The sequence below is a fragment of the Botrimarina sp. genome, from assembly GCF_040219535.1.
Classification (GTDB): domain Bacteria; phylum Planctomycetota; class Planctomycetia; order Pirellulales; family Lacipirellulaceae; genus Botrimarina.
The window spans coordinates 426,630-451,876 of record NZ_JAVJSH010000012.1 but is presented as its reverse complement, the minus strand read 5'-3'; the positions used below and the strand labels follow the sequence as shown (position 1 = coordinate 451,876).

The 25,247-nt window shown below is 68.8% G+C and carries 20 protein-coding genes and 1 tRNA gene; 6 read left to right on the top strand and 15 right to left on the bottom strand.

What is annotated here, in order from left to right; translation table 11 throughout:
- Positions 1 to 29: 29 nt before the first annotated feature.
- Genes RIC11_RS06040 through RIC11_RS06030 form a run of 3 tightly spaced genes read left to right on the top strand, consistent with a single transcriptional unit; the run spans position 30 to position 5,896 of the window.
- Complete coding sequence (locus tag RIC11_RS06040; RefSeq protein ID WP_350209339.1) at positions 30 to 1,079, top strand: GntG family PLP-dependent aldolase; 1,050 nt, start codon at positions 30 to 32, stop codon at positions 1,077 to 1,079.
- Positions 1,070 to 2,263 carry a M20 family metallopeptidase gene (locus RIC11_RS06035; protein ID WP_350209337.1) on the top strand — a complete coding sequence of 398 codons (1,194 nt, stop codon included), beginning with the start codon at positions 1,070 to 1,072 and terminating at the stop codon, positions 2,261 to 2,263. Before RIC11_RS06040 ends, RIC11_RS06035 begins: the two co-directional genes overlap by 10 nt.
- A 15-nt stretch (positions 2,264 to 2,278) precedes the next feature.
- A complete protein-coding gene (locus tag RIC11_RS06030) occupies positions 2,279 to 5,896 on the top strand; it encodes a DUF4434 domain-containing protein (protein ID WP_350209335.1) in 3,618 nt (1,205 codons plus the stop codon).
- Positions 5,897 to 5,921: 25 nt separating this feature from the next.
- Here the strand turns inward: RIC11_RS06030 and RIC11_RS06025 are convergent, their stop codons facing one another.
- From RIC11_RS06025 to RIC11_RS06005, 5 genes are all read right to left on the bottom strand, one after another.
- A complete protein-coding gene (locus tag RIC11_RS06025) occupies positions 5,922 to 7,187 on the bottom strand; it encodes a glycoside hydrolase family protein (RefSeq protein WP_350209334.1) in 1,266 nt (421 codons plus the stop codon).
- Between the two features lie 36 nt (positions 7,188 to 7,223).
- Positions 7,224 to 8,246: an L-rhamnose/proton symporter RhaT gene (locus tag RIC11_RS06020; RefSeq protein ID WP_350209332.1), complete on the bottom strand. Its 1,023-nt coding sequence runs from the start codon at positions 8,244 to 8,246 to the stop codon at positions 7,224 to 7,226.
- 18 nt (positions 8,247 to 8,264) lie between these two features.
- Complete coding sequence (locus RIC11_RS06015; RefSeq protein WP_350209330.1) at positions 8,265 to 9,257, bottom strand: Gfo/Idh/MocA family oxidoreductase; 993 nt, start codon at positions 9,255 to 9,257, stop codon at positions 8,265 to 8,267.
- A gap of 128 nt (positions 9,258 to 9,385) precedes the next feature.
- On the bottom strand, positions 9,386 to 10,381 hold the full coding sequence (locus RIC11_RS06010; protein WP_350209328.1) for an L-threonylcarbamoyladenylate synthase: 996 nt from the start codon (positions 10,379 to 10,381) through the stop codon (positions 9,386 to 9,388).
- Between the two features lie 114 nt (positions 10,382 to 10,495).
- Positions 10,496 to 10,580: transfer RNA gene (locus RIC11_RS06005), tRNA-Ser, on the bottom strand.
- Between the two features lie 277 nt (positions 10,581 to 10,857).
- Between RIC11_RS06005 and RIC11_RS06000 the strand changes: the two genes are divergently transcribed.
- Positions 10,858 to 11,193, top strand: a complete 336-nt coding sequence (locus tag RIC11_RS06000) for a hypothetical protein (RefSeq protein ID WP_350209326.1) — start codon at positions 10,858 to 10,860, stop codon at positions 11,191 to 11,193.
- Positions 11,193 to 12,629, top strand: coding sequence for a dockerin type I repeat-containing protein (locus RIC11_RS05995; protein ID WP_350209324.1), 1,437 nt, complete (start codon positions 11,193 to 11,195; stop codon positions 12,627 to 12,629). Before RIC11_RS06000 ends, RIC11_RS05995 begins: the two co-directional genes overlap by 1 nt.
- Here the strand turns inward: RIC11_RS05995 and RIC11_RS05990 are convergent.
- The 3 genes from RIC11_RS05990 to clpB form a co-directional block, all read right to left on the bottom strand.
- Positions 12,620 to 12,877: a hypothetical protein gene (locus RIC11_RS05990; RefSeq protein WP_350209322.1), complete on the bottom strand. Its 258-nt coding sequence runs from the start codon at positions 12,875 to 12,877 to the stop codon at positions 12,620 to 12,622. The genes RIC11_RS05995 and RIC11_RS05990 overlap by 10 nt on opposite strands.
- Positions 12,878 to 13,746: 869 nt before the next feature.
- Positions 13,747 to 13,932: a DUF6800 family protein gene (locus tag RIC11_RS05985; RefSeq protein WP_350209320.1), complete on the bottom strand. Its 186-nt coding sequence runs from the start codon at positions 13,930 to 13,932 to the stop codon at positions 13,747 to 13,749.
- 160 nt (positions 13,933 to 14,092) lie between these two features.
- Positions 14,093 to 16,738: an ATP-dependent chaperone ClpB gene (gene clpB, locus RIC11_RS05980; RefSeq protein WP_350209318.1), complete on the bottom strand. Its 2,646-nt coding sequence runs from the start codon at positions 16,736 to 16,738 to the stop codon at positions 14,093 to 14,095.
- Positions 16,739 to 17,040: 302 nt separating this feature from the next.
- Between clpB and RIC11_RS05975 the strand changes: the two genes are divergently transcribed.
- Positions 17,041 to 18,450 (top strand): DUF8689 domain-containing protein, encoded by a 1,410-nt coding sequence (locus RIC11_RS05975; RefSeq protein ID WP_350209316.1) that lies wholly within the window; start codon positions 17,041 to 17,043, stop codon positions 18,448 to 18,450.
- 52 nt (positions 18,451 to 18,502) lie between these two features.
- Here the strand turns inward: RIC11_RS05975 and RIC11_RS05970 are convergent, their stop codons facing one another.
- The 7 genes from RIC11_RS05970 to RIC11_RS05940 all read right to left on the bottom strand — a co-directional run bounded on the left by RIC11_RS05970 (position 18,503) and on the right by RIC11_RS05940 (position 25,245).
- Entirely contained in the window at positions 18,503 to 18,886 is a 384-nt protein-coding gene (locus RIC11_RS05970; RefSeq protein ID WP_350209314.1) for an HNH endonuclease, read from the bottom strand.
- A complete protein-coding gene (locus RIC11_RS05965) occupies positions 18,886 to 19,143 on the bottom strand; it encodes a hypothetical protein (RefSeq protein ID WP_350209312.1) in 258 nt (85 codons plus the stop codon). The genes RIC11_RS05970 and RIC11_RS05965 overlap by 1 nt, the downstream gene beginning before the upstream one ends.
- Before the next feature lie 107 nt (positions 19,144 to 19,250).
- The gene (locus RIC11_RS05960) at positions 19,251 to 20,684 is read right to left on the bottom strand and encodes a DUF1501 domain-containing protein (protein ID WP_350209310.1); all 1,434 of its coding nucleotides are present in this window, start codon (positions 20,682 to 20,684) and stop codon (positions 19,251 to 19,253) included.
- A gap of 124 nt (positions 20,685 to 20,808) precedes the next feature.
- Positions 20,809 to 23,220 carry a PSD1 and planctomycete cytochrome C domain-containing protein gene (locus tag RIC11_RS05955; protein ID WP_350209308.1) on the bottom strand — a complete coding sequence of 804 codons (2,412 nt, stop codon included), beginning with the start codon at positions 23,218 to 23,220 and terminating at the stop codon, positions 20,809 to 20,811.
- A 547-nt stretch (positions 23,221 to 23,767) separates the two neighbouring features.
- Positions 23,768 to 24,553, bottom strand: coding sequence for an imidazole glycerol phosphate synthase subunit HisF (gene hisF, locus RIC11_RS05950; protein WP_350209306.1), 786 nt, complete (start codon positions 24,551 to 24,553; stop codon positions 23,768 to 23,770).
- A gap of 9 nt (positions 24,554 to 24,562) precedes the next feature.
- The gene (locus tag RIC11_RS05945) at positions 24,563 to 24,910 is read right to left on the bottom strand and encodes a DUF5615 family PIN-like protein (RefSeq protein ID WP_350209304.1); all 348 of its coding nucleotides are present in this window, start codon (positions 24,908 to 24,910) and stop codon (positions 24,563 to 24,565) included.
- A complete protein-coding gene (locus tag RIC11_RS05940; protein ID WP_350209302.1) occupies positions 24,907 to 25,245 on the bottom strand; it encodes a DUF433 domain-containing protein in 339 nt (112 codons plus the stop codon). The genes RIC11_RS05945 and RIC11_RS05940 overlap by 4 nt, the downstream gene beginning before the upstream one ends.
- Positions 25,246 to 25,247: the final 2 nt, after the last annotated feature.

Here is a 25,247-nt window from a genome sequence, read left to right as displayed (position 1 = left end):
CACGACCCACCTATCCTGGGGCAACCGACATGAAACGACTCAACATGCGCAGCGACACGCAGACGCTGCCCACCCCCGGCATGCGGCAGGCGATCTTCGAAGCCGTGCTGGGCGACGACACCTACGGCGAAGACCCGACGGTCAAAGAGTTCGAGTCGCTCGCCGCCGAGATGGTCGGCATGGAAGCCGCCCTGCTGGTGCTCAGCGGCAACATGGGCAACCTCGTGGCGTTGATGGCCCACGGCGCCCCGGGCGACGAGGTGATCCTCGACCAAGACAGCCACATCTTCTACTACGAAGTCGGCGGCCTTGCGAACATCGCCGGCCTGATGCCGATGCCGGTCCGCAGCCACGCGGGCATGCTCGATCCGCAAGAGGTCGCCGCGGCGATCCGCTCGCCCAACCTCCACTACCCGACTCCGCGCCTGCTCTGCTTGGAGAACACGCACAACCGCAGCGGCGGGCGGGTCGTGCCGCTGGACCTCCACAACGAGCTGTGCGCGGTCGCGCGCGAGCGCGGGCTGTCGGTTCACCTGGACGGCGCAAGGATCTTCAACGCGGCCCAGGCGGCGGGCGCCGCGGTGACGGACTACACCGAGAACGTCGATTCGATCCAGGTGTGCCTGACCAAGGGGCTCGGCTGCCCGCTGGGGTCGTTCGTGGCCGGGAGCCGGGAGTTCATCGAGCGGGCGGACCGCGCCCGCAAGCGCCTCGGCGGCGGCATGCGGCAAGCGGGCCTGATCGCGGCGGGTGGGACCTACGCGCTGCGGAACCACGTGGACCGGCTGAGCGAGGACCACCGCCGCGCACGGACCCTGGCCACCGCGCTCAACGGGATGCCCGGCCTGTCGGTCGACATGGCGACCGTCGAGTCCAACATGGTCTACATCGACCACACCGGCCTCGGCATGTCGACGGGCGAGTTCACCGCGGCGCTGAAGGAGGCCGGCGTGATCGTCAGCACGCGCCCGCCGCACCACGTGCGGATGTGCACGAGCCTCGAGCACGACGACGCCACGATCGAGGAGGTCATCGACCGGGTCGCCAACATCGTGCAGGGGGCGCCCGCATGCGTATGACCGCCGAGAGCGGCGCCGCGACCAGGGCAACCGAGTTGCTCACGGCGCTGGTGCGTGTCGATTCGATCAACCCGATGGGCAGCCCGTACGACCGCAACGAGCCCGTCGAGCGACGCGCCATCGAGGTCGTCGAGCGCTGGCTGGAGCCTTGCCGGAGCCGGCTGAGCTTCGAGCGCCAGGCCTGCGGCGGCCGCCACGAATCGCTCATCGTCCGGCTCGAAGGCCAGGCCGACACGGCCGCCGCGCTGTTCGAGTCGCACCTCGACACGGTGCCGGCCGACGACTGGCGCGACCGCGCGCTGCACCCGGTCGTCTGCAACGGCGAGCTCTTCGGCCGCGGCGCGTGCGACGACAAGGGGAGCGCCGTCGGGATGATCTTGGCCCTGGAGCGGCTCGCCGAGTCGGGCGTCACGCCGCCGAGGCCGATCGTGTTGCTGCTCGCCGGCGACGAGGAATTCGCCCAGACCGGTATCCGCCGCTTCCGCGACACGCACGACCGGCCCCTAGCGTACGGCGTGTTCGGCGAGCCCACGCAGCTCTGCCCGGTGATCCAGCACAAGGGCACGATCCGCTGGGACGTGACCGTGGCCGGCGCGAGCGCGCACACGTCGCAGCCCGAGCTGGGGGACAACGCAGTCCTCGGGATGATGCAGGTGGTCGCCGCGCTGGGGCGGTACCAAGAGTCGCTGCAGCTCGCGTGGACCAGCCCGTTCATGACCGGGCCGCTCGTCACGGTGACGATGATCCGCGGCGGCCGCACCCGTAACGCCACGCCCGACGAGTGCACCATCGCGGTCGACTTCCGGATCCTCCCCGGCATGGACCCGACGGCCGAGAAGCAGCGCCTCGTGGAGTACCTCGACCGGGAACTCGACCTGAAGATCCGGCATGGCGAGAACCAACTGATGACCCCCGCCCTGGCGACCGACCCCGAGTCCGAGCTGTGCGAGGCCGCCTTAACCGCGTGCCGCGCGGTGGCCGGAGACCACGTGCGGCTGCGTGGCGCCCCCTACGGCACCGACGCCGCTTGGGTGAGCGACCTCTGCCCCGCGGTCGTGCTCGGGCCGGGCGACATCGCCTTCGCGCACGCGATCGACGAGCGTGTCGCTATCAGCCAGGTCGTCGCGTCGGCAGAGATCTACCACCGCCTGATGCTCGAGCCCCTGTCCGACCTCCCCGTGTAGCCCCTGCGAGTCACCGTGCGACACCTCAGCTCTCCTTCTCGCCGGTCAGGAGGCCCGGCCGGACAGATCGACACGACTCCCAGCGTCGTGGGTTGGGCGGCGCTGCTGGCGGCCGCTCTCGCGCCGGCGGCCCTCGCCGCGGCGCCGTCGGCCAGCCTGTCGGTCGTCGCGCCCGGCCGCGTGACCGACCTGACCCGCGCCGAAGCGCGGCTGAGCGTGCGGAACGACTCCCCGTCGGCGGCGACCTACGACGTTGAGCTGTTCCTCGAGTCGACCCAGGGGCGGCAGCCCCTGCGTACCGTGTCGGTCAGCGTGCCCGCGGGAGAACAGGCGCTGGTGTCGTCGTGGTTCCCGACGGCGGGGCTCGGCGGACGCAACCGGGTTGGCTACCGCGTCGCCCCGGCGACCGGCGGCGATGCCCTTGCGGGCGCCAGCCCGCTGCAGGTGGTGGCTAGCGACACCCGCGCCGTGCCGCTGATCTCCGCCGCGTGGATCGACCCCGGCGCGGTGCTCGGCAGCGTTTACCCGAAGGCGCGGCCGATCACGTCGGCCGACGTGCGCGACTCGGTCGACGCCGCGCAGGCCGTCGGCGTCGACACGCTGATCATCACCTACTCCGAGTACGTGCTGAACGGCTGGGGCGCGTTCTACCCGAGCCAGTCGCTGCCCGGGCCGGGCAGCGGCGGCCCCGCGCCGTTCGACCTGGTCGGCACGGTGCTCGACCAAGCGTCTAAGAACGGGCAGAAGGTGTTCGTCGGCCTCGGACGCGGCGACGACCTCTACCTCACCTACGACGGCTTCAACGACCCGGGGCGTAACGCGGCCGCACTGGCGCACACCGGAACGATCGCGTCGGAGCTGTGGGAGCTCTACGGCGACCAGCCGTCGTTCTACGGGTGGTACCTGACGCACGAGGCGGCCGACATCGCGCGGGCGTCGGCGTCGTACTACAACCCGGCGGTGCGGCTGCTGCGGGAGTTCTCTGCGGACAAGCCGGTGATGGTTTCCCCGTCGGGCACGCCGATCGTTTCCGCGGCGGCGCTCAACAGCTCCGAAGTCGACGTGTTCGCCTACCAAGACGCCGTCGGCGCGGGGTATGTCCCCTACGTGTACACGTTCGATCCGCAGCAGCGGATCGACACGCTGCCGCAAGTCTTCGCCAGCTACGAAGCGGCCCACGAGGGCGTCGACAAGCACCTGTGGGCGAACCTCGAGAACTGGCAGATGGACGGCCCGGCGTACGCGTCGGCGTACCCGGCCGCTAGCGAGCGTGTCCTCGCACAGCTCGAGATCGAGAAGAACTACGTCGACACGATCACCAGCTACGAGTGGCTCGGATTCATGGAGTCGCCCGACAGCACCGCCGTGCTGGGCGGCCCGGCGGCGGTCGACGCGTACGTCGGCTACCGCGACTCCTACGAGTCCGTCCGCCCCACGCTCAAGACGGTCAACTACGTCGAGAATCCTGGCTTCGCCGTCGCCGCGGGCGGATCGTGGAGCGGCTCGACCGACCGCTGGCGGCCCTCCGAGGGGCTCGCCGAGGAGGCGATCAGCCTGTCGACCGACACGCCCACCGGCACGGAGGCCTCGCTCCGGCTGGACGTCGACCAGCCCGCGCCGCTCGGCTGGCTCTACCAAGACGTGCCTGTCGCCGAGGGCCAAGAGTACAAGTTTTCGCTGTGGGCCAAGGCCCTCGACCGCGGCGGCGACGGCCGCCTGGCCGCGCAAGTGTGGATGCTCCCCGACCCGCAATCGGGCACGATCCTCGACTCGGCGGCCCTCTTCTTCGAGTCCGCCGACTGGGCCTTCCAGAGCGCCGACCTCACCGTGCCGGCCGGCGCCGGCGTCGCGCGGGTCCTCTTCGCGCCGCAGACCGCCTCGTTCGCCGCGGGGATGGGCGACTACCTGATCGACGGCGTGTCGCTGGTCGGCGCGGCGGGCGGCCCGGGCGACTTCAACGGCGACGCGTCGGTCGACGCCGCCGACTACGGCGTGTGGCTGCGCACCTTCGGCGCCGCCCTCGACCCCCGCGCCGACGCCAACAACGACGGCCTCGTCGACGCCGCCGATTTCACCGTCTGGCGCGACGCGTTCGAGGCCGCGAACGCTAATGGCTCTGGCGGAACGGTCCCCGAGCCCTCGGGGGCCGCCATCGCACTGCTGGGCGGCCTCGTCGCCCTCGCCGGCCTCACCAGGCGACGGCGCCACCCCGCGGTGCTGGCCGCTAGCGTCGCAGCCGTCCTCGGCGCCAGCGGCGCCCTCCCGGCGGCGGCCCAATCGACCGCCCAATCGACCGAGCTCGTCCCGCACGGCTTGAGCCTATCGGTCGTCCCCCCGGCGGCGATCACGCAGCAGGCGCGTTTCGAGGTGCGGGCCGCGCTACGCAACCGCCGGCCCGAGCCGGCGAGCTTCGATGTCCGCGTGCAACTGCACCCGCCTACCGGCCCCGCCGTAACGCTCCTCGAAGAGCGACGCGACGCGCCCGCCAACAGCCAAGAGCTCGTCAGCGTGTGGCGCGAAGCGAAGGGGCTCACGGGGGAATACCGGGTGACCTGCGAGGCCACGCCCGCCGAGGGCGAAGTCCTGTCGGCCGAAGGGCCGCTGCGGGTCGTGAGCGCCGAGCAAGCCGCGCTGCCGCTGCTGCAGGTCGGGTGGATCGAGCCGGGCGCGTACGCGGGCGGCTACCCCTCGCAGCGGCCGCCCGACGAGGCCTACGTGCGTGCGGCGATCGACCGCTACGACGACCTCGGCTTCGGCGCGCTGATCCTCGCCTACCCCGAGTCGATCTACTCGGGCGGCGGCGTCTATTTCCCCAGCCGAACGCTCTCCGGCTACAACCGCCCGCTCGGCTTCGACGCGATCGGCGCGATCCTCGATCAGGCGTCGCAGAACGCTCAGCGGGTCTTCGTAGGAATCGGCCGCGGCGCCGACCTGCACCTCACCTGGACCGGCCTCGACGACGCGCAGCGGCAGCGCGCCGCGCTGAGCCTGAGCCAACAGGTGGCGACCGAGCTGTGGGCGCTCTACGGACACGAGCCGTCGTTCTACGGGTGGTACCTGACGCACGAGGCCAATGAGCTGGAGCGCGCCGGCGAGGCGTACTACAACCCGCTCACCCGCTTCCTGCGCACGCTCTCGGCAGACAAGCCGGTGCTCATCTCCCCCTCCGGCACGCCGGTCGTTTCGCCCGCTGCGCTGGAGAGCCTGGAGGTCGACGTCATCGCTTACCAAGACGCCGTCGGCGTCGGCTACGTGCCTTATGAGCACACGTTCGACCCCGAACGCCGCATCGCGCAGCTCGAAGAGGTCTTCGCCGCGTACGCCGAAGCGCACCGCTCGGCCGACAAGCACCTGTGGGCGAACCTCGAGCTCTGGCAGATGGACGGCCCGGAGTACCGCGGCGCGTACCCCGCGTCGTTCGACCGTGTCCGCCGGCAGATCGCGATCGAGAGCCGCTACGCGGACGTCCTGACGGCCTACGCGTTGCCCGGGTTCATAGAGCCCGCGGGCAGCGGGGTGCAACTCGGCGGCCCCCGGGCGGTGCGGCTGATGGACGACTACACACGGCACGCCGAGCGGGTGCTCGCCCGCGGGACCGCGGAGTCACCCGGCAGCGAGCGCAAGGGCGATTGATCCCACGGGCCAAGCCGGACCGATCTCACTCGGCAAACTCCGGCCCGCCGGCCAAGAGCGCCTCGACGGTCCACGCCATCATCCACATCAGGTTCTCGGAAGGCTTGGTCGTGGTGGCGCCGGTCACCCGCACGTAGCCCTTGTCGGGGAAGCTGTCGCGGCCGGTGTGCTCGAGCAGCCAAGACCACGACTTCTCGATCTTCGGGCCGTAGTCTTCTCGGAACTCCTGTGTGATGAGCTCGCGATCGCGGAGCTCCGAGTGGAGCAGGATCGCGGCCGCGGTCTGGCCGACCCACTTGTCGTCGCGGCCGAACATGCCGTGGGCGCCGTCGTCGAACTGGCAGTTGTCCAGCATCCACTCCAGCGCGCGGAGGCAGTGGTCGTCGATCGTCGCGTGCAGCTCCGGGTCGTCGACCAGGTCGCGGAGCTCGAGGAGGAACTCACCAACCACGAAGCACGACCAACCCCAACCGACCTGGTCGTACTGCTGCCCGGTGAAGTGCTCGGCGCCGCCGCCGGGCCAAGGCCCGACGAGCCAGGTCCCTTGGGCGGGCGACCACACGCCCCGTGCGCTGCCCGGCTGGTGGTCGGTGAGGAAATAGCGGGCGAGGCCCTTGGCGTCCTCCAGGGCAGCCTCTTCGCCGGTCACCTGGTAGAAGCCGACCAACCCGGTCCCGACCTCGCCCAGGTCGCAGGAGAACTGCGCGTCCTCGAAGTCGCCGTTGGGATAGCCCACGCCGAAGTAGCTGTCGTCGCGTCGGTGCCGCTGCAACCAACGGTAAACGGCGTAGGCCTTGAGCGTCAGCAGGTCCTCCTCCGGGTTGTGCTTCGCGAACCACTCGAAGCACGGCGAGAGGGCCTTGCCGTAGACCCAGGCCGAGGAGTTCGTGTCGCGCGTCTCGCCGGCGATCTGGATCTTGTTGGTCAGGGGGGTCGGCGGGTCGTGCAGCGTCGCGAAGACGAACACCGCGTAGCGGTCGGCGGCCACCTTGTACCGCTCGTCGCCCGTCTGCTCGTAAAGCTGGTAGAGCGCGCGGACCTGCGGGCCGATCCCTTGCACCACCGCGATCGTCGGCGTGCCGGGCGGGCTGCGGTGGGGGCACTTCTCGAGGTCGGTGGAGCCATACGGCGACTGCCACTCGACGAACCGGTCGCCCAGCCACTTGGCGTTCTCGAGCCACCGGGGCTCGCCGCTTTCGCCGCTCTCGCCGGCCGGCGCAAGAGCCGGCGCGGCGACCAGCACGGCCAGCGGGAAGAGCCACCTCGCTGCACGACGGGAACGGTTCACCATCACTACGCGGTCCTTATCGCTGCGGGATCGGCGGGGCTACCCGCCGCCCAGAGAGAGAAACAAGATGCCCGCCACCTGCAACGCCACGCCGGCGAGCATCGTCGAGAAAGCCGACGGCGGGGCGCCGCGCCACTCGCTGGTGAGCCAGCCCCACCAGTTGTTGCCGATGATCAGCGTCGAGATATAAACCGGCCAACCGATCGCCGGCCCCAGGTCGCCCATCCTCACCGCGCCCATGCCGTAGCCGACGGTCGCGGTGATGAAGAACGCCGCCATCGCGACGCAGATGACCGCGTTGCGCACCCGCTCGGTGCTGCGGAAGTGGTTCCACGAGCGGTTGCGGTACAGCAGCACCAGGCAATAGATCAGGCTGGGCATCGCCCCGGCCGAAACGGCCAGGCCCCACACGGCGTTCGCCGCGTCGTTCTCGGCGGCGCCCGCCGCGACGGCGATCCGCGCGATCTCCCGGCCGCTGGCCAGCGCGAGGTTCAACAGCGTCGTCAGCACGCCGGCGGCCAAGCAGATCGCGATCCCCCGCGCCGCCGACGCGTCGCCCCCCGCGCCCTGGGCCGCCGCGCGGTTCTGGTCGCGCTCGCGTACGTAGCCCGCGCGGGCGCACAGGGCGACGCCGAGCAGGATCAGCCCGTCGGCCACGAGCACGCGCGTCGTTTGGCCCGCCGTCACGGCGTCCGCTTCCAGCCACAGCAACGGGATCAACGACCCCAGCGCGATCGAGCTCCCCATGATGATGCCCGTGCTCACGGCGAGGCCCATCGAGGCCACCGCCAGGCCCAGCATCACCACGCTGATGCCCCATCCGAAGCCGTAGGCCACCACCGGCCACACCTGCGACCAGCCCGCCTCGACGTACACGCTGCCGAGCTGGGGGATGGTCCACCAAGCCACGATGAGGGGGAAGATGAGGTACGCGTGCGCGGCGTAGAGCAGCCACGTGTTCTCCCACTCCCAGCGGCGGACGAACTTCATCGGGAGCAGCGTGGCCGAGCCGATCACACCGGCGATCACGATCGTGGTCATCCCGACAGCGGTGGCGCTCATCCAGCGGACCTCCAGGGATCAGGAAGCGTCTCGCGCGGCGGCGTCGTCCGCCAGCGCGACGGCCACGCGCATCGACTCGATCGCCTCGGCGGGCGTGGCGCCGCGGTACTCGGTCTCGCCGCGCAGGCACTGAACGAAGTGCCGCAGCATCGCGCCGAACGCGCCCCGCGGCTCGCCGTGGATCGTCGCCCACCCGGTCTGGTCGAGCACCCGCTGGCCGTGCTCCGACGTGTTCATCCGCAACCCGTCGCTATCGGAGCGGACCTCGAGGACGCCCCCGTCGGCCATCACCTGCACGCCCGTGTTCCACTGCAGCAGGTCGTGCCGCTGGTCCGGGTACAGCCACGACGTGTGCACCACCGCGATGGCGCCGTTCTCGAATTCCAACACCCCCCAGTTGATGTCCGGGTTCTCCAGGCCCATCGTGTTCCGGCAGTAGCCGTGGGCGCGGGTGACCTTGCTGCCCACGTACCAGAGGACCAGGTCGATGTCGTGGATCGCGTTCTCGATGAAGCTGTGCGTGCGGCTGTAGAGCCCGAAGAGGCTGCGGTCGAAGTTGCGGTACGCGTACACGTTCCGCGCCGGGCCCAGGCCTTGCAGACGCTCTTTGACCTGCGCGTAGCGGTAGTCGAAACGCAGCAGGAACGAGGTCATCAGCAGCTTGCCCGACTCCTGGGCCGCGCCCAGCATCGCCAGCGCGTCCTCCTCGGTCGTGGCGAGCGGCTTCTCGACGATCACGTGCTTGCCGGCCCGCAGCGCCGGCTCGGCGACCACCCGGTGCAGCGACTCGGGCGTGACGACGATCACGGCGTCGACGCCCGGGTCGTCGCACACCTCGGCCGCGTCGGTGGCGACCCTGGCGCCCGGGTGGCCCTCGGCGGCCGCGGCGGCGCGGTCGGCGTCGCGGTCGCAAACGCAGCTCACCCGGACCCCGGACACCGCCTTGAGGGCCTCGAGGTAGCGGGCGCCGAACTCGCCGGCCCCCACCACAGCCACGTTGACCAAATCCATGCTAGGCTCGCCTTGGATACCAAGAAAGCACTTGTATACTTGCGCCTCGCAGGAACTTAAGCGCCCCGGCGGGCCAAGTCAACCTTTTCTCGCGCAGCCGGCTTTCCCCATCGGCACGCAAGCGACGCTCAGCGCTCGCCGGCGGCGCGCAGCTGCCGGTCCCGCAGCGCGCGGCCGATCCCTTCGTCGGGCGCGAGTTGCACGTAAACCCTCGCCACGCCGCGCCGGTCGGCTTCCCGGAGGAACTCGTAGAACGCGGCCGCGTACTCGTCGGGCGTCGGGTACACCGCGTACAGCTCGAACGAGCCGCGCAGGCGATCGACGGCTTGCAGCCCGCAGTAAGCCGCACGCTCCGACCCGCCAAGGGTCAACGACTCCGGCGCGTCGACCAGACGGACCTCGGCCCGCGGCTGGTAGTGCGGGTGGGCCACGCCGGGCGAACGGACCGCCTCGTGGGCGCCGCTGGTTGGGGCGCCGCTGCTTGGGGCGCCGAAGCTCTCGCGCGCGTCGGGGAGCACGCGGCGGATCTGCTCGGTCGTGACCGCGCCGGGGCGGAGCACCGCGGCGACGCTTCCCGTGCAGTCGACCACCGTCGACTCGAGCCCGAGGGAAGGCCCGTCCTGCCGGTACACGGCGTCGATCCGCCCGTCGAGGTCCTCTAGGACCGACCGCCAACGCGTTCCGCTCGGCCGCCCCGAGCGATTCGCCGACGGTGCGGCGATCGGCGCCCCGGCCAAGCGCAGCACCTCGCGCGCGACCGGGTGGTCCGGGACCCGCACGCCGACCGTGCCGAGCCCCGCGGTCACCAGCGACGAGATCTCCGGCCGCTTCGGCAGAACGACCGTCAGGGGACCCGGCGCGAACGCGGCCAGCAGGGCTGCGGCGCTGGGGGTGAGGGCCGAAGCCGCGAGGCGCCACTGATCGATCTCCGCGACGTGCACGATCAGCGGGTTGTCACTCGGCCGGCCCTTCGCGGCGAACAGCCGCCGCACGGCCTCGTCGCTGGTCGCGTCGACCCCCAAGCCGAACACGGTCTCGGTCGGGAACGCGACCAGGCCCCCCGCGTTCAGCAGGCGGGCCGCTTCGCTCGGCGAATCGATGAGGGCGGTGCGAGTGGGCGCCAAGGAAAGAGAGCCTCCCGTGTCACAACCCTACCCGCTCACCGAGGCCACCGGGCTCGGCCGAGATCGACCAGCCCCAAACGGCGCCAGCGCCGCAGGGCGCAGCGCCCGGCAAAGCGGTCGGGGTGGGATTCGAACCCACGGATGGTTGCCCATCGCCGGTTTTCAAGACCGGTGCATTCGACCACTCTGCCACCCGACCCATGGCGGCCCGCTGGGCGACCCCAGCCGATTCTAGCAGGCGAAGTCGCCCGCGCCAGTCTGGCGCCGACCGCGGCCGAGACCGTGATCTCTTGCCAGAGCAAGCGGCCGGTCACCGGCCCCAACCCCGAAGAGCCAAGCGAGGCGCCGCTTCTGCGGGGCTTGGGCGACTATTTCCTGTGCGGTCGTGGCTGTCGGGGCATGAAGCCACGGCGCTTCGCACCGTGCGTCGGTGTCCCCGCGAGGCGGATTCTCTCGGCTAGAGTCGCGCCTAGGTGATGTCCACCGACGCCAGTTCCGCGATTTTCGAAGCTGCTAAACTGACGGAGGTCAGCAGCACTGCGATCTACGGTCGCGACGAACATGCTGGCGTTGCTCCAGCCGATGCGACTTCAGAGGTACGGGTCGTTGCTGAGGTAAATGAGCATTCCCTAGTAGACACGGTCGCCAAAGTCGGAGCAGTCAACTGCCCTCCCGAGGATCGCTCCACAGCAGTCGCCGCGATTGCAACTCGTCCCAACCTCCAATACGCTCGTTCGCAGACAATGAAGCCAGTAATCGGCGATTTTTACGAGCAAAGCTTTCCCTTAACGACTCCGAGCAAGGAAACATAATGCCACACAGCATTAAGGCGACGGCTCGTCGGCAAACCATTACCTTTCACGTAGACTACGCTTTCTTATTCGCAATGGTTGCAATGCCGCTCAGCACCTTCGCTGAAGTCATTACATCGACCTACTCAACCGCCCGCTTTACGCATGACGGCGGGAGCCAATTGTCTGTCGACGAGTGGTCATCAGCATCTTCAAAAAACGCCAGTACGAGCTTTGCGAAGACTTTTATATCGCTGAATGCCCAAGCATTTGAGTCCGGCGGATTTGCGACTATTGACACGGCTAGCTCAGTATCAACCGGACCAGTGGCAGATTTGTTCGCGAATTCGATATCAAGAGGCGATATGACTGTGGGATTGCGCCCGGGCCCCGGTAGATCAACTGCAGATGTGCGAATTGCTTTGAGCGCAACGTATCGCAACGGCATCCCTGGTGCGAGCAGTGGTGGGGATTTTCAGTTCTTCAGGCAGAGACGTTCTAGCCCCAACTTGCTGGGCTCGTCGGGCGATGGCTACCACGAATATAACGGGCTGCCTGTGCGTGTCGAAGAAGGGTTAATATTCGACGGGGCGTCATCACAAGTGCACGACTGCAACCTCGATGACTGCGCGGGCGTCACCACACGGCCCACATCACGCTACCGAATGTCATTTGTTTGGAGGTACGACGACGAACCGTGGATTGGCAGCGCCGACAGTTTCCCCATTCCGGTCAGTAATCTCGGAGGCAACGATTCAACGAACGAGGACGAAGCGATATTGCCGGCAAATGTCATTGGAACTTACCTGACGGAACCCACTTCTGCAGGCAGCCAGATTGCCCCCATCTCTAACCAGGATGGCTTCGTCTATTTCCAGGGGCAAAACTCAGCGGACCCAGAGGGCAGTTCTGAGGAACCAGCGCTGGCATACGCAGTAAGTTCTAATGCAGGAGTTCCAATCGAGAGCATCAGGTTGGGTGAGCTTCCCGGAGACAACTCGCGTCTCATGATATTTGACGGTGCTGATGTGAGTCCATACCTACCTGGTGAGACACATACGTTTCCTTCTCCTGTTACGACGTTCCTAATCGGTGGCGTTGATCCGAGTGCTGGACTGCCTTCCGATGAACTGCTTAATTCTACTATCGGACTTGATTTTTTTGGAGAAGGGCTTGCCGACGTTGCATTTTTCACAATCGGTCCACCTATCCCTGGCGACACGAATGCCGACAATCTTGTTGACGCAATAGATTATGGTGTTTGGATGCGGTCTTTCGGTGCCAACGTAGGTTGGTATACCAATGGCGACCTCAATGGCGATGGCGTCATAAACGCAGCTGACTACACCGTCTGGCGCGACAACCTTACATCGCCGGCCGTTGGAGTTCCCGAACCGACAGGCTTTGCGTTGGTCGCAGTCGCCTTCATGTCCATATGCAGGCCCCCTCACCGATAAGCCCCAACCCGCGCCACAACCCGCTTCTCCCCGTCGAACACCACCAAGTCCCCCGCCCGCAACGATCGAATCGGTTTCAGCGGCACGGGCCTGATCAGCGGCTTACGATCCCGGTGAACGATCACCTGCGTTGATTGCGGTGGTTCAGTAGCGAGCCAGACTTCGACGCTCTCGCAGTTGTCGAGCGTGAGGTTGGGTCGCCCTTGGCTTGGATAGCTGCTCGGCGAGATCATTGACACGGCTTCCATGCTCGCAGCGTAGTGCGATCAACCAGGGCGTCTACGGCGCCAATTGCTGGGGCTGGACTGGGTGGCGGCACAGCCGGTTAGTGGGCTCCGAGATCGCTGCTGCCATCGGATGACAGCTGCGAAGTAGAGGGGACCCGCCAACCCGCGTCGGCAGTGACGGCGAGCGGCGCCGAGGTGAGTCTAGGGCGCCCATGACGACGCCAACTTTGCTTGATGGCGGTGGGCCAGACCTACCAGGAAGTCGCGTTCAAAGGGGTCGGGCGATCTGTCGCAAGCTCGCCGAGGTTGAGCTGCACGATGCGGCCTAGCGACCTCCAGAAAGTGGCCTAGCACTGCCCGGTCGGGTGCCGCCTATCCTCGGAGGTCGTCACGACCTCTGAGGCTGGGCGGCGCCCCATAGGAGAGCTCCAAGCCAGATTCCCGGGGCCGCGAAGTCCCCGCGGTGCGGCTCACCTCCGCAGGTTGGCCGGCCGCACTAATCGCCTCGGCTTCATCGCTCTAGGCAGGTTCCGGCGCCGCTTAGGCTAGATCGTAGAGCCGCGTGGCCGATTTCTCCACGCGGGCGCGCTCGCCGCTCGCCCTTTCAGGAGCGGCGGCGCCATGCCCACCGCCAAAGCGGTAGAAGCCCGGCTTCGGCGACGCCGTCGGCGGCCAATTCTCCGGCCAGAGAGAGCACGTCGTCGACGGCGACTCGGCCATCGGAGGAGCCCCGTAGCGAGAGCAGAGAAACGCTACGTAGGCCGGTACGGCGCGCGTTAGAGCGCGGACCTAGCCCGCCTATCGGCGGAATTTCGCGGAGCCGACAACCCGATCAAGACCGCTGCCGTCGGCCACGACGCCGCCCGACCAACAGCGGCCTTCGCCCGCTTTCAGCGTTCTTCCAAGCCCCAGCGTGTGATCAGGACCTCGGCGCCGGGCGTCATCTGGCGGAGCTTCCGGGCCATCTCGGCCTTGTCGCTCGGCGTGGCTTTGTCGAGCTTCGACTTCATCACGGCGATCGTCTCGCGCCGCTTGCGGCGGCGGCGGATTTCACGTTGGCGTTCGGATCCAGCCATAGGGGAAAGCTAGCGGAAGGGTCAAAAACGGGCGGCCGAGGCGCAGCGCCCCGTAGCCCGGCGACTCTAACCTGCCGGCCGCCACGCCGGCAAGGGGCTGGGAGGGGTCAGTGGCCTGTAGCCGGTGGTCCTTCGGTCACTTTTCGCCAACGCGGTTGGCTCACGCGCCGACTTGGAACGTGAACTCGTCGTCTGCGAAGTCGACCCGAACGGTCGCCCCCTCCGCTTGCTCGCCGCGGAGCAGCTCGGTGGCCAGCGGGTTTTGCAGGCGCTGCTGGATGACCCGCTTTAGCGGCCGCGCGCCGTAGGCCGGGTCGTAGCCGAGGTTGGCGATCTCTTGGCGGGCCGCCTCGGTGACCTCCAGGCCCAGGCCGTTGCGGTCGAGCAGCCGCGCGAGCGCGGCGAGCTGCAGGTCGACGATCCGCCGAACCTCTTCGCGCCGCAGCGGGTGGAAGACGATCGTCTCGTCGATGCGGTTCAGGAACTCTGGCAAGAATTGCGCGGCCAGCGCCTGCTCGACCCCGTCGCGCATCTCGTCCACCGTGCCGCCCTCCTGGGCGATCTGCTGGATGAGCTGCGAGCCGACGTTCGAGGTCATCACGATGATCGTGTTCGTGAAGTCGACCGTGTGCCCGTGGTTGTCGGTCAAGCGGCCGTCGTCGAGCACCTGCAGGAGCAGGTTGAACACGTCGCGGTGCGCCTTCTCGATCTCGTCGAGCAGGACCACCGCGTAGGGCCGGCGGCGGACGGCCTCGGTGAGCTTGCCCCCTTCCTCGTAGCCCACGTACCCGGGGGGCGCGCCGATCAGGCGGCTGACGGTGTGCTTCTCCATGAACTCGCTCATGTCCAGGCGGACCATCGCTTGGTCGCTGTCGAAGAGGGTCTCGGCCAGCGCTTTGCACAGCTCGGTCTTGCCCACGCCGGTCGGGCCGCAGAAGAGGAAGCTGCCGATCGGGCGGTTCGGGTCTTGCAAGCCGCTGCGGCTGCGGCGGACGGCGTTGGCGACCGCCTCGACGGCCTCGTCCTGCCCGACCACCCGTTGGTGCAGGCGCTCTTCGAGCACGAGCAGCTTCGCGCGCTCGGTCTCGAGCATCCGCGTGACCGGCACGCCGGTCCACGCGCTGACGACCTCGGCGATCTCGTCGGGGCCGACCTCTTGGCGCAGCAGCTTGCGCCGCTCGGCCTCGGGCTTCGCGTCGGACTCGGCCGTGCGCGCGTCGGCGGCGGCCATCTCCTCTTCCAGTTTCTTCTGCCGGTCCCAGGTCTGGCTGAGCTTCTGGATCAGCTCCTCGATCGGCTCGCCGGCCGCTTGCCGCTCGCGGATCGTCGCGTTCAGCCGCTCGTACTCGTGCTTCACCTGCTCCAGCTGCTGGCGCACGTCGGCCGTGGAACCGACGCCCAGCTTCTCGGCCTCCCACTGCTCGTTGAGGCTCGCCAGCTCGTGGCGGAGCGACTCCATCTCCTCGTTGATCTCTTCGAGCCGCGCCTTGGCGTGCTCTTCGGTCTCGTCGGCTAGTTGCCGCGCGGCCAGCTCGAGCTGCACCAGGCGGCGCTGGCGCTGGTCGATCTCGGCGGGCACGCTCTCGAGCTCCATCGCCAGGCGGCTCATCGCTTCGTCGACGAGGTCGATCGCCTTGTCGGGCAGCTGCCGGTCGGCGATGTAGCGGCTGGACAGCTCGGCCGCGGCCACGAGGGCCGAGTCCTTGACCTTCACGCCCTTGTGGTGCGCCTCGTACCGCGGCTTCAGGCCCCGGAGGATGGCCAGTGTGTCTTCGACCGAGGGTTCGCCGACGAAGACCGGCTGGAAACGGCGCTCGAGCGCGGCGTCTTTTTCGATGTGCTTGCGGTACTCGTCGAGCGTCGTGGCGCCGATGCAGCGCAGGTCGCCCCGCGCGAGAGCCGGCTTCAGCAGGTTCGCCGCGTCGGCCCCCCCCTCGGCCGCGCCGGCGCCGATCACCGTGTGCAGCTCGTCGATGAACAAGATCACGCTGCCCGCCGCGTCCTCGATCTCCTTGAGCACGGCCTTCAGGCGCTCCTCGAACTCGCCGCGGAACTTGGTTCCGGCCACGAGCGCACCCAGGTCCAGCGCGATGACGCGCTTGTTCTTAAGGCTGACGGGCACGTCGCCCTGCACGATGCGAAGGGCGAGGCCCTCGGCGATGGCCGTCTTGCCGACGCCCGGTTCGCCGATCAGCACCGGGTTGTTCTTGCGCCGGCGGGAGAGCACCTGGACCACACGCCGGATCTCCGCGTCGCGGCCGATGACCGGGTCGAGCTTGCCCGCTTCGGCGCGGTCGACCAGGTCGATGCCGTACTTCTCCAGCGCCTGAAACTTGCCCTCCGGCGCTTGGTCGGTCACGCGGGTGCTGCCGCGCACCTGCTTCAGCGCGGTGAGCAGCTCGCGCTCTTCGATCGCGTTGAGCTTCAGCGTGTCCTTGGCCTTGCCGGGCGTCTTGACGAGGGAGAGCAGCAGGTGCTCGGCCGACGTGTAGTCGTCGCGCATCGCGGTGGCCTCGGCCTGGGCCGCGTTGAGCACGTTCATCAGCTCGCGCGACGGGCTCGGCGGCGCGCCGCCGGAGGCCTTCGGCAGGTGGCCGAGCTCCGCCTGGACGATCTGCGCGAGCTGCCCGACGTTCGCCCCCATCTTGTCCAGCACGGGCCGCACCACGCCCTCGGTCTCGGCGAGCAGCGCGCTGAGCAGGTGCAGCGGCTCGGTCTGCGGGTTGCCCGCGTCGGCCGCCAACTCTTGGGCGTTCTGCACCGCTTCGGCGGCTTTGATGGTCAGCTTGTCGGGGCGGAAGGGCATTGCCGGGATCGTTGGTGGGGCGGGATGGAGGTCCTGGGTTGCTCGGACTTTGGCTCTACAAACACGCGTCGCACGGCCGCCCGCGCCTGCAAGAACGGCAGTCCTCAGCGGCCCACACAGGGGGTGCGAATGGCGTGCCACGTGAAGCCCGCAGCCGGGGCCCTCGGCGTCGCGTTGTGACGGATAGTTCGGCTGTTTCCGAGGCTCGCCGGAGGGCCCCCGCGTTCCGGGGTGATCCGGCTGGACTGGGCGGCCGCGTGAGACACAGTTTCGGCGGACTCCTCGCATCAACCGGACCGACTATGTCTGCCGCGCCGCAAGCCCCGGCGGGTTCTCCCGCCCTCGAGTCGATCCTCCCCCCCGACCTCGCGGCGGCGATCCGGGCCCGGATGGACGCGGACGAGCACACCGCTGCCGGCGGCGCGGTCGCCGACGCGGTGCTCGGCGCGAAGCCCAAGATCGCTTTCCCACCGCCCCCGACCGAACCGAAGTCCCTCGCCGAAGCGGGCCTCGGCGAGGGCCTGGTCGACGCGCTGCTGCTCAAGGCCCTGCTCGGCGCGGTCAACGCCACGACCGGCGAACTCGCCCACCAGGTGCGCCTGTCACGCGCGATGGTCAACGAGGTCCTCGGCCGCCTGCGCGACGACCTGCTGGTGACCATCAAGGGCCAAGCCGGCGGCGCCGACTACGTTTACCAACTCACCGAAGCCGGCCAAGCCCGCGCGCGCGGCCACGCCGAGCACGCCAACTACGCCGACGCCGCGCCGGTCCCGCTCGCCGCGTACCAGCGCGCGATCCACGCGCAGGCGCTCGGCCAGACGCGGGTGACGGTCGACCGGCTCCGCGACGCGTTCGGCGAGCTGCAGGTGTCCGACGAGCTGCTCGGGTCGGTGGCCCAAGCCGTGTCGGACGGCCGCGGGCTGTTCCTCTACGGCCCGCCGGGCAACGGCAAGACCACGATCGCCGAGCGGCTGTGCGAGGCCTTCGGCAAGCGGCTGTGGATCCCGCGCACCGTGTCGGTCGGCCCCGACCTGCTGCGTTTGTACGACGAGAGCTGCCACCAGGCGGTCGACGCCCAGGAGCTGGCCGGCGTGGAGTACGACCGGCGGTGGGTGCTGATCAAGCGGCCGACGGTCGTCGTCGGCGGCGAGCTCACGCTCGAGCAGCTCGACCCGGCGTTCAACCCGACCTCCGGCGTCAGCGAGGCGCCCGTCCAGATGAAGGCCAACGGCGGCGTGCTCGTGATCGACGACTTCGGCCGCCAACGCGTCGGCGCGACCGAGCTCCTGAACCGCTTGATCGTGCCGCTAGAGAAGCAGGTCGACTACCTGTCGCTCGCGTCGGGCCGTCAGGCGCGGATCCCGTTCGAGATGCTCTGTGTGCTATCGACCAACCTCGAGCCGCGGCAGCTCGTCGACGAGGCCTTCCTCCGCCGCATCCCGTACAAGATCGAGGTGGTCGACCCGTCGCTCGAGCAGTTCCGCGACCTGTTCGCGATGTACGCCGCGCAGCTCAAGCTGGAGCTCGCCCCCGGCGTGGTCGACGCGCTGCTGGAGGAGCACTACCAACCGACGGGCCGCCCGATGCGCTTCTGCCACCCGCGCGACCTGCTGCGCCAGGTGCGGACCTACTGCCTGGTCAACGACATGCCGCCGCGGGTCGACGCCGACGCGATCAACGCGGCGGTGAAGAACTACTTCGCGGGGTTGTGATCTCTGGAACCGCGCCTCGCCGGCGCCCGACGAGCCGCGGCGCCTCGCACCGTCAGTAGCCGAGCAACCGCCTGAGCTGAACCCGGTCGGGGTCGTTCATGCAGAGCACGTGGACGGTAGTTCTGCCGACGTTCGACACGCCTTCTATCCGCGCGCCACGTAGCACGAAGTGCTCGTCCCAACGATCGGAACGCGGGTCGAAGAGGGGCGCCATTTCGCCCGTAACGGGATCGACGCCGGCTAAGTTCGACCCCTTGTGCAGGTTGCAGTTCTGGCACGCCAGCGCGAGGTTGTCGCGCGAGTCGGTTCCGCCGTGTTTGCGAGGGACCACGTGCTCCACGTGAAAACGCAGTGCGTCGTCTTCTTCGCGAAGCCGACAGTATTCACACCGACCACCCGCACGCTCAGCAACGCTTTGCCGGGTCGCTCGGTCCATCAAGCCCCGCCGACCGACGTCTTTGTCGCCTGCGCCTTAATGACGGACAAGACGTTGCCGTAGCGGACGAGCATCTCGTACTCGGCGAGCTCGTCTTCGGTCATTTCGCCCTCGTTCCTCTTGGCGGCGAGGTCCGCAACGCGCTGCTGAACGGGCTCGGGAACTTCAATCGATGCGAGCTCTCCCGCCGTGGCGGCGGTAAGTTCGCCGAACGGCGCCAGCAGGCTCGTCAACATCGAGGATTCGCGAGTCTCCATACGCCGATTGTAGCACACCGGCGGTTTACTCGGCAAAACACCCGCTAGCAGGCTGTTGACTTATCAGCGACCTGCGATGCCGCCAGGAAGGCGTTATTCAACGGATGCTATGCAAGTATCTCACGCACCACTCGCGCTTCCTCCACGCCGGTCAGCTTCTGGTCGAGCCCCAGGTGCGGGAAGACGAGCCGCTCGTGGTCGATGCCGAGCTGGTGGAGGATCGTCGCGTTCAGGTCGCGCACGTGGACCGGCCCCTCGGCGATGTTGTAGCAGTACTCGTCGGTCGCGCCGTGCACGGTCCCGCCCTTGATCCCGCCGCCGGCCATCCAGATCGAGAAGCACCGCGGGTGGTGGTCGCGGCCGTAGTCGTCGGCCTCCAGCTTGCCCTGGCAGAACGTGGTCCGGCCGAACTCGCCGGCGAACACCACGAGCGTGTCGTCGAGCAGGCCGCGCTCCTTGAGGTCCTTCACGAGCGCGGCGGCCGGCTGGTCGACGTCGTACGCCTGGCCGCGGACCTTCTTCGGCAGCCCCACGTGGTGGTCCCAGCCGCGGTGGAAGAGCTGCACGAAGCGCACGTCGCGCTCCGCCATCCGCCGCGCGAGCAGGCAGTTGCGCGCGAACGAGCCGGTCTTGCGCGACTCGGGGCCGTACATCTCGAACACGTGGTCCGGCTCCTCGGACAAGTCGGTCAGCTCGGGCACCGACGCCTGCATGCGGAAGGCCATCTCTTGCTGGGCGATCGTGGTGCGGACCTCGGGGTCGCCGACCTCTTCGGCGTGCTCTTGGTTAAGCCGGTTGACCAGGTCGAGCATCGCCCGCCGCGTGGGTCGGGTGACGCCCTTCGGGTTCGACAGGTAGAGCACCGGGTCGCCGGTCGACTGGAACGACACGCCCTGGTGCCGGGACGGCAAGAACCCCGCCCCCCACAGCCGGCTGTACAGCGCCTGCACGTTGCTCGTGTCGCCGGACCAGTAGGCCGAGGGGAGCACGATGAAGTCGGGCAGGTTCTCGTTCATGCGGCCCAGGCCGTAGCTGAGCCACGCGCCGAGGCTCGCCTTGCCGGGGATCTGCGAGCCGGTGCAGAGGAGCGTCTTTGCCGGGTCGTGGTTGATCGCGTCGGTGTGGAGCGAACGCACCAGGCACAGGTCGTCCGCCACCGTGCCCAGGTGCGGGAGCAGCTCGCTGAGCTCCATGCCGCACTCGCCGTGCTTGCTGAACTTGAAGCACGACGGGGCGACCAGCTGCTCTTGGCCGAGCGTCATCGCCGTGACGCGTTGGCCCATCGACACGCTCTTGGGCAGCGGCTCCTTGAACCGCCCGGCGAGGGCCGGCTTCGGATCGAACAGGTCGAGCTGGCTGGGGGCGCCGGCCATGAACAGGTAGATCACCCGCTTGGCCTTCGGGGGGAAGTGCACGCCCCCCGCCCCGGCCGACCCGCCAGAAGCGAGCGCGCCCAGCGCGACCGACCCCAGGCCCATGCCGGAAGCCTGCAAGAAGTGGCGCCGGTTGACCGCGCCGAGGATGTCGAAGGAGGGGGGCATGCGGGTAAAGGCCTCGGGCTTCGGGCTTCGGGCTTCGGGTTTCGGGCTTCGGGCACTTTTTGGGGAGGCGTGCTTCCCGAGGTCCGAGGCCCGAGGCCCGAAGCCTGCCCGAAGCCCCACCCGGTCACTCCCGGTTGCGGGTCTGGTCGAGGTTCAGCAGCGAGTGGCACACCATGGTCCACGCCGCGCGTTCGTCCGCGTTGCCGTCCCCGCCGGCCGATACGGCCTGGGCGGCGTCGGCGTCGGCCGCGTAGCGGGTGCGGAACGTCTCGAGCGCGTCGGCTAGGGCCGCAAGCGTTTCGGCCGATGGCGTTTGGATCGTCACGGCCTCGTAAGCTTGTCGCAGTCGTTCTCGGTCGTCCGCGTCGGAGCCTTCCAGCAACCGGCCGGCCAGCGCGCGGGCGGCGGCGAACTGCTGCTCCTCGTTCATCAACAAGAGCGCCTGCAGCGGCGTGTTGGTCCGCTCGCGGCGGGCCACGCACGACTCGCGGTTCGGCGCGTCGAACACGGTCAGCACGGGCGGCGGCAGGCCGCGTTTCCAGAACGTGTAAATGCTCCGCCGCACGGCCTCCGCGCCGGAGTCGGCGTCGTAGGCCTTCGGGTAGCTGGAGGGCATCGTGACCGCTTCCCACAACCCCGGCGGCTGCGGCGGTTTGACACCGGATCCGTACATCTGCGGGTTCAATAGCCCGCTCACGGCCAACGCCTGGTCGCGGATCACCTCCGCGTCCAGCCGGTAGCGCGAGCCGCGGGCGAGCCAGCGGTTGCGGGGGTCGTTGGTGAAAGCCTCCGTCGGGGCGGTCGACGACTGGCGGTAGGTCTCCGACAGCACGATCTCTCGGAGCAGCTCGCGCACGTCCCAGCCCGACCCGACAAAGCGGCTCGCCAGGTAGTCGAGCAGCTCGGGGTGGCTCGGCGGCTCGCCCTGCGCGCCGAAGTCCTCGGACGTCTTCACGAGCCCCACGCCGAACAGGTACTGCCAGAAGCGGTTCACGGCGACCCGCGCGGCGAGCGGGTTCTCGGCGCCGACGAGCCACTCGGCCAGGTCGAGCCGCGTGGCGGGCCCGTCGCGGTCGGGCAACGGCGGCAAGAAGCCGGGCGTGCCGCGCTCGACGGGCTCGCCCGGCGCGTCGTACTGGCCTCGCAACAGAACGTGGGCGGGCCGCTGCTCGGACCGCTCCTTCATCACCAGGGCGGCGGGCACGTCGCGGCGGACCCGCTCGGCCTGCTCCCGCAGCGACCCGATCTGCTCCCGCAGCGCGGCGCGCTCCGCCGCGGCCGGGTCGTCGGCCGACGGCTCGGTCTTCAGCGCGACTTGCTCGTCGGCTTTGCTCGGCTCCGCCGCGGGCGCGGGGGGGAGCGACTCCAGCTGGGCTTCGAGCCGCGCGATCTGCTCCTGCAGCCGGCCGAGCTGCTCGCGCTGCGAGTCGGAGGGCAGTTCGACATACGGCGGCTGCAGGCCGCGCCGGAAGTCGGGCGTGCCGCGTTTGCCGGTCTCCGGCTCGCCGTCGAAGTTGTTGAAGAACGCGTACAGGCGGTAGAAGTCTTTCTGGGTGATCGGGTCGTACTTGTGGTCGTGGCACACCGCGCACTCGACCGTGAGGCCGAGCATCGCCGTGCCGAACGTCGACGTGCGGTCGACCACGTTGCGGTTGAAGCTCTCCTCGGGGAGCGCGGTGCCCACGTCGATGATCAGGTGCAGCCGGTTGAAGCCCGACGCGATTAGCTGGTCGGTCGTCGGCTCGTCGTACAGGTCGCCTGCGACTTGGTAGGACAAGAACTTGTCTAGCGGCAGGTTCTCGTCGAACGCGCGGATCACCCAGTCGCGGTACGGCGTCATCTGCCGGTAGTGGTCGTGGTGCAGGCCGTTGGTGTCGCCGTAGCGGACCAGGTCGAGCCAGTACCGCGCGAGGTGCTCGCCGTGACGCGGGCTGTCTAGCAGCCGGTCCACCAGCCGCTCGTACGCGTCGGGCCGCTCGTCGGCCAAGAACGCTTCGACGACCTCGGGCGACGGCGGCAGGCCCGTCAGGTCGAGCGCGAGGCGGCGCACCAGGGTCCGCTTGTCGGCGCGGGGGCTCGGCTCGAGGCCGCGCTGCTTCCACCGCTCCGCGACGAACCGATCGATGGCCCGGTCGCTCCAAGCGGGCCGGCCCTCGGGCGCGTCGGGCTGGCGGACCGGCTGGAACGACCAGTGCTCCTCGTACGGCGCCCCCTGCTCGACCCACCGATTGAGGATGTCGACCTGCTCGGGCGTGAGCGACTTGTGCGACTCGGCCGGCGGCATCTGGTAGCCCGGCTCGTCCGACTCGATGCGGTAGGGGATCTCCTCGACGTCGACCTCGCCCGGCACGTCGAGCCGCACGCCGGCCGCGCGGCTCTCGCCGTCCGGCCCGTGGCAGTGGAAGCACTTGTCCGAGAGGATCGGCCGCACGTGCTGGCTGAACCGCAGCGGCGCGTCGTCGGCCGGGGCGGTCGTCGCCAGCAGCGCGGCGGCCGCGCCGAGGAGCCGAGGCAAGAGCCGTGTGCAGAGGGGCATCGCGAAGCAGAAAGCGGGAAGAGTTTCAGAGCCGGCTCGCCGACCGGACCGGGCCCCAGGTGAAGGCCTCACTTGGGCAGCTTAGCCGGCCCGGCGGGCGCCTGCCCGAGGGTTCGATGGGAGGGCCGACGCCAACGAGCGACCGACGGCTTCGGGGATCAGGAGCGTGGTTCGATGAGGGCCGGTCAATAACCACACCGCCACGCCCCCGCATCTTACGCGGTTTCCGGCGATCGGTGGACCATCCCCGGCCGTTCGGCGGAACCGCCGCCGCGCCGAAACGCCCCCAGGGCGGCCAGCAATCCGCTGCGAAAAGGGCTACCTCAGGGGCGATAATCGGCTTCGCTTGCTGACTGCGGGAAACGGACACCCGTGCTCGGCTGGGTGGGCGTGTAACGCTTCGCTAACCCGTTGCCCCACAGGGCTTTAGCAGCGGTTTTTGGGCCGCTTTGCGTTACACAGCGAATTTTTGGTGTGTGTCGCGTTTCAAACGGGCCGAACCGCGTGGCGAGCCGCAAATCCAATCCTGACAACGGTTTGCGTCACGCTAGGCGACTTCGGCGGTCTGCCGCACCGTTACACCGCGCTCGGCCATGATGCGCTTCGTCTCGGCGATCGAGTACTCGCCGAAATGGAAGATGCTGGCCGCCAGGGCGGCCGACGCTTTGCCCAGGAGGATCGCATCGGCCAGGTGCTCCGGCTTGCCGGCGCCGCCGCTGGCCACGACCGGGATCGACACGGCCTCGGCCACCGCGCGGGTGATCTCCAGGTCGTAGCCGTCTTTGGTGCCGTCGGCGTCCATACAAGTGAGCACGATCTCCCCCGCGCCGAGCCGCTCGACCTCCCGCGCCCAGGGGACCGCGTCGAGGCCGGTGGGAGTCCGCCCGCCGGAGATGAACACCTCCCAGCGGGGCGAGCCGTCGGGGGACTCGACGCGCTTGGGGTCGATGTTCACGACCGTCGCACACGAGCCGAACGCGCGGGCGACCTGGGTGATGAGCTCCGGCGTGCGGACGGCGGCCGAGTTGATGCTGACCTTCTCCGCGCCGGCCTGGATCAGCCGCCGCACGTCGTCGAGGGTGCGGATGCCGCCGCCGACGGTGAACGGCATGAAGCACTCCTCGGCCACGTGGCGGACCATGTCGGCCGTGATGTCGCGGCTCTCGTGGCTGGCGGTGATGTCGAGGAAGACCAGCTCGTCGGCGCCCTCGGCCTCGTACCGCTTGGCGACCTGGACCGGGTCGCCCGCGTCGCGGAGGTTGACGAAGTTCGTGCCTTTGACGACCCGGCCGCGGTCGACGTCCAGACAGGGGATCACACGGGCGGCTAGCATGGGAGTGGATCAGCGGCGAGGCTGGCGGAAGGGAACGAAATGAACAAGGCCGCGGACCTCGACCGGCTCGAACGCAAGCGTCAATTCGCTGCAGAAACGGACGACGTCTCCGACCTCGACGAACATGGGGTGAGCGAAGATCACACCAGGATGCTCGACGATCGTTTTCGTGAGCCGCAAGAAGTCGCGATCGTGGGTGATCAGCAATCTGCCTTCGCGAATCGCGTAGTCGAATTGCGATTCGTCGGAGGACTCGATGAGCCTAGCTTCGGTCGACGTCGTCACATCGACGCCGCGTTTTCGCAACCCGTCGGCGATCGAGTGGTCCACGCATTCGTCGAGGTGGAACCGAATCACACGTCGGCCTCACCCACCGCACGCGTCAATTCGGCTCGCCTTTGCTCGAGCGGGCCCGGGCCCGCCTCCCGCTGGAAGCGGAGGGCCTCTTCGTGGTCCCGCCGCATTCTTTCTTCGATCTCGTCGCGATGGTCCCAGTAGTACGCCATCGCCCCATACACGTCGGCCAGTGACAGCCGCGGGAAGGCCTGGATGACTTCGTCGGGCGTCTCGCCCAACCGCTCGATGTGGTGGGCCACGTCCCACACGCGCACCCGCGTGCCCGCGACGCACGGCTTGCCGCCGCACTTGTCGGGGTGGCTGTCGACGTGGGGAGCTAGCAAGGTTGGTTCCATGA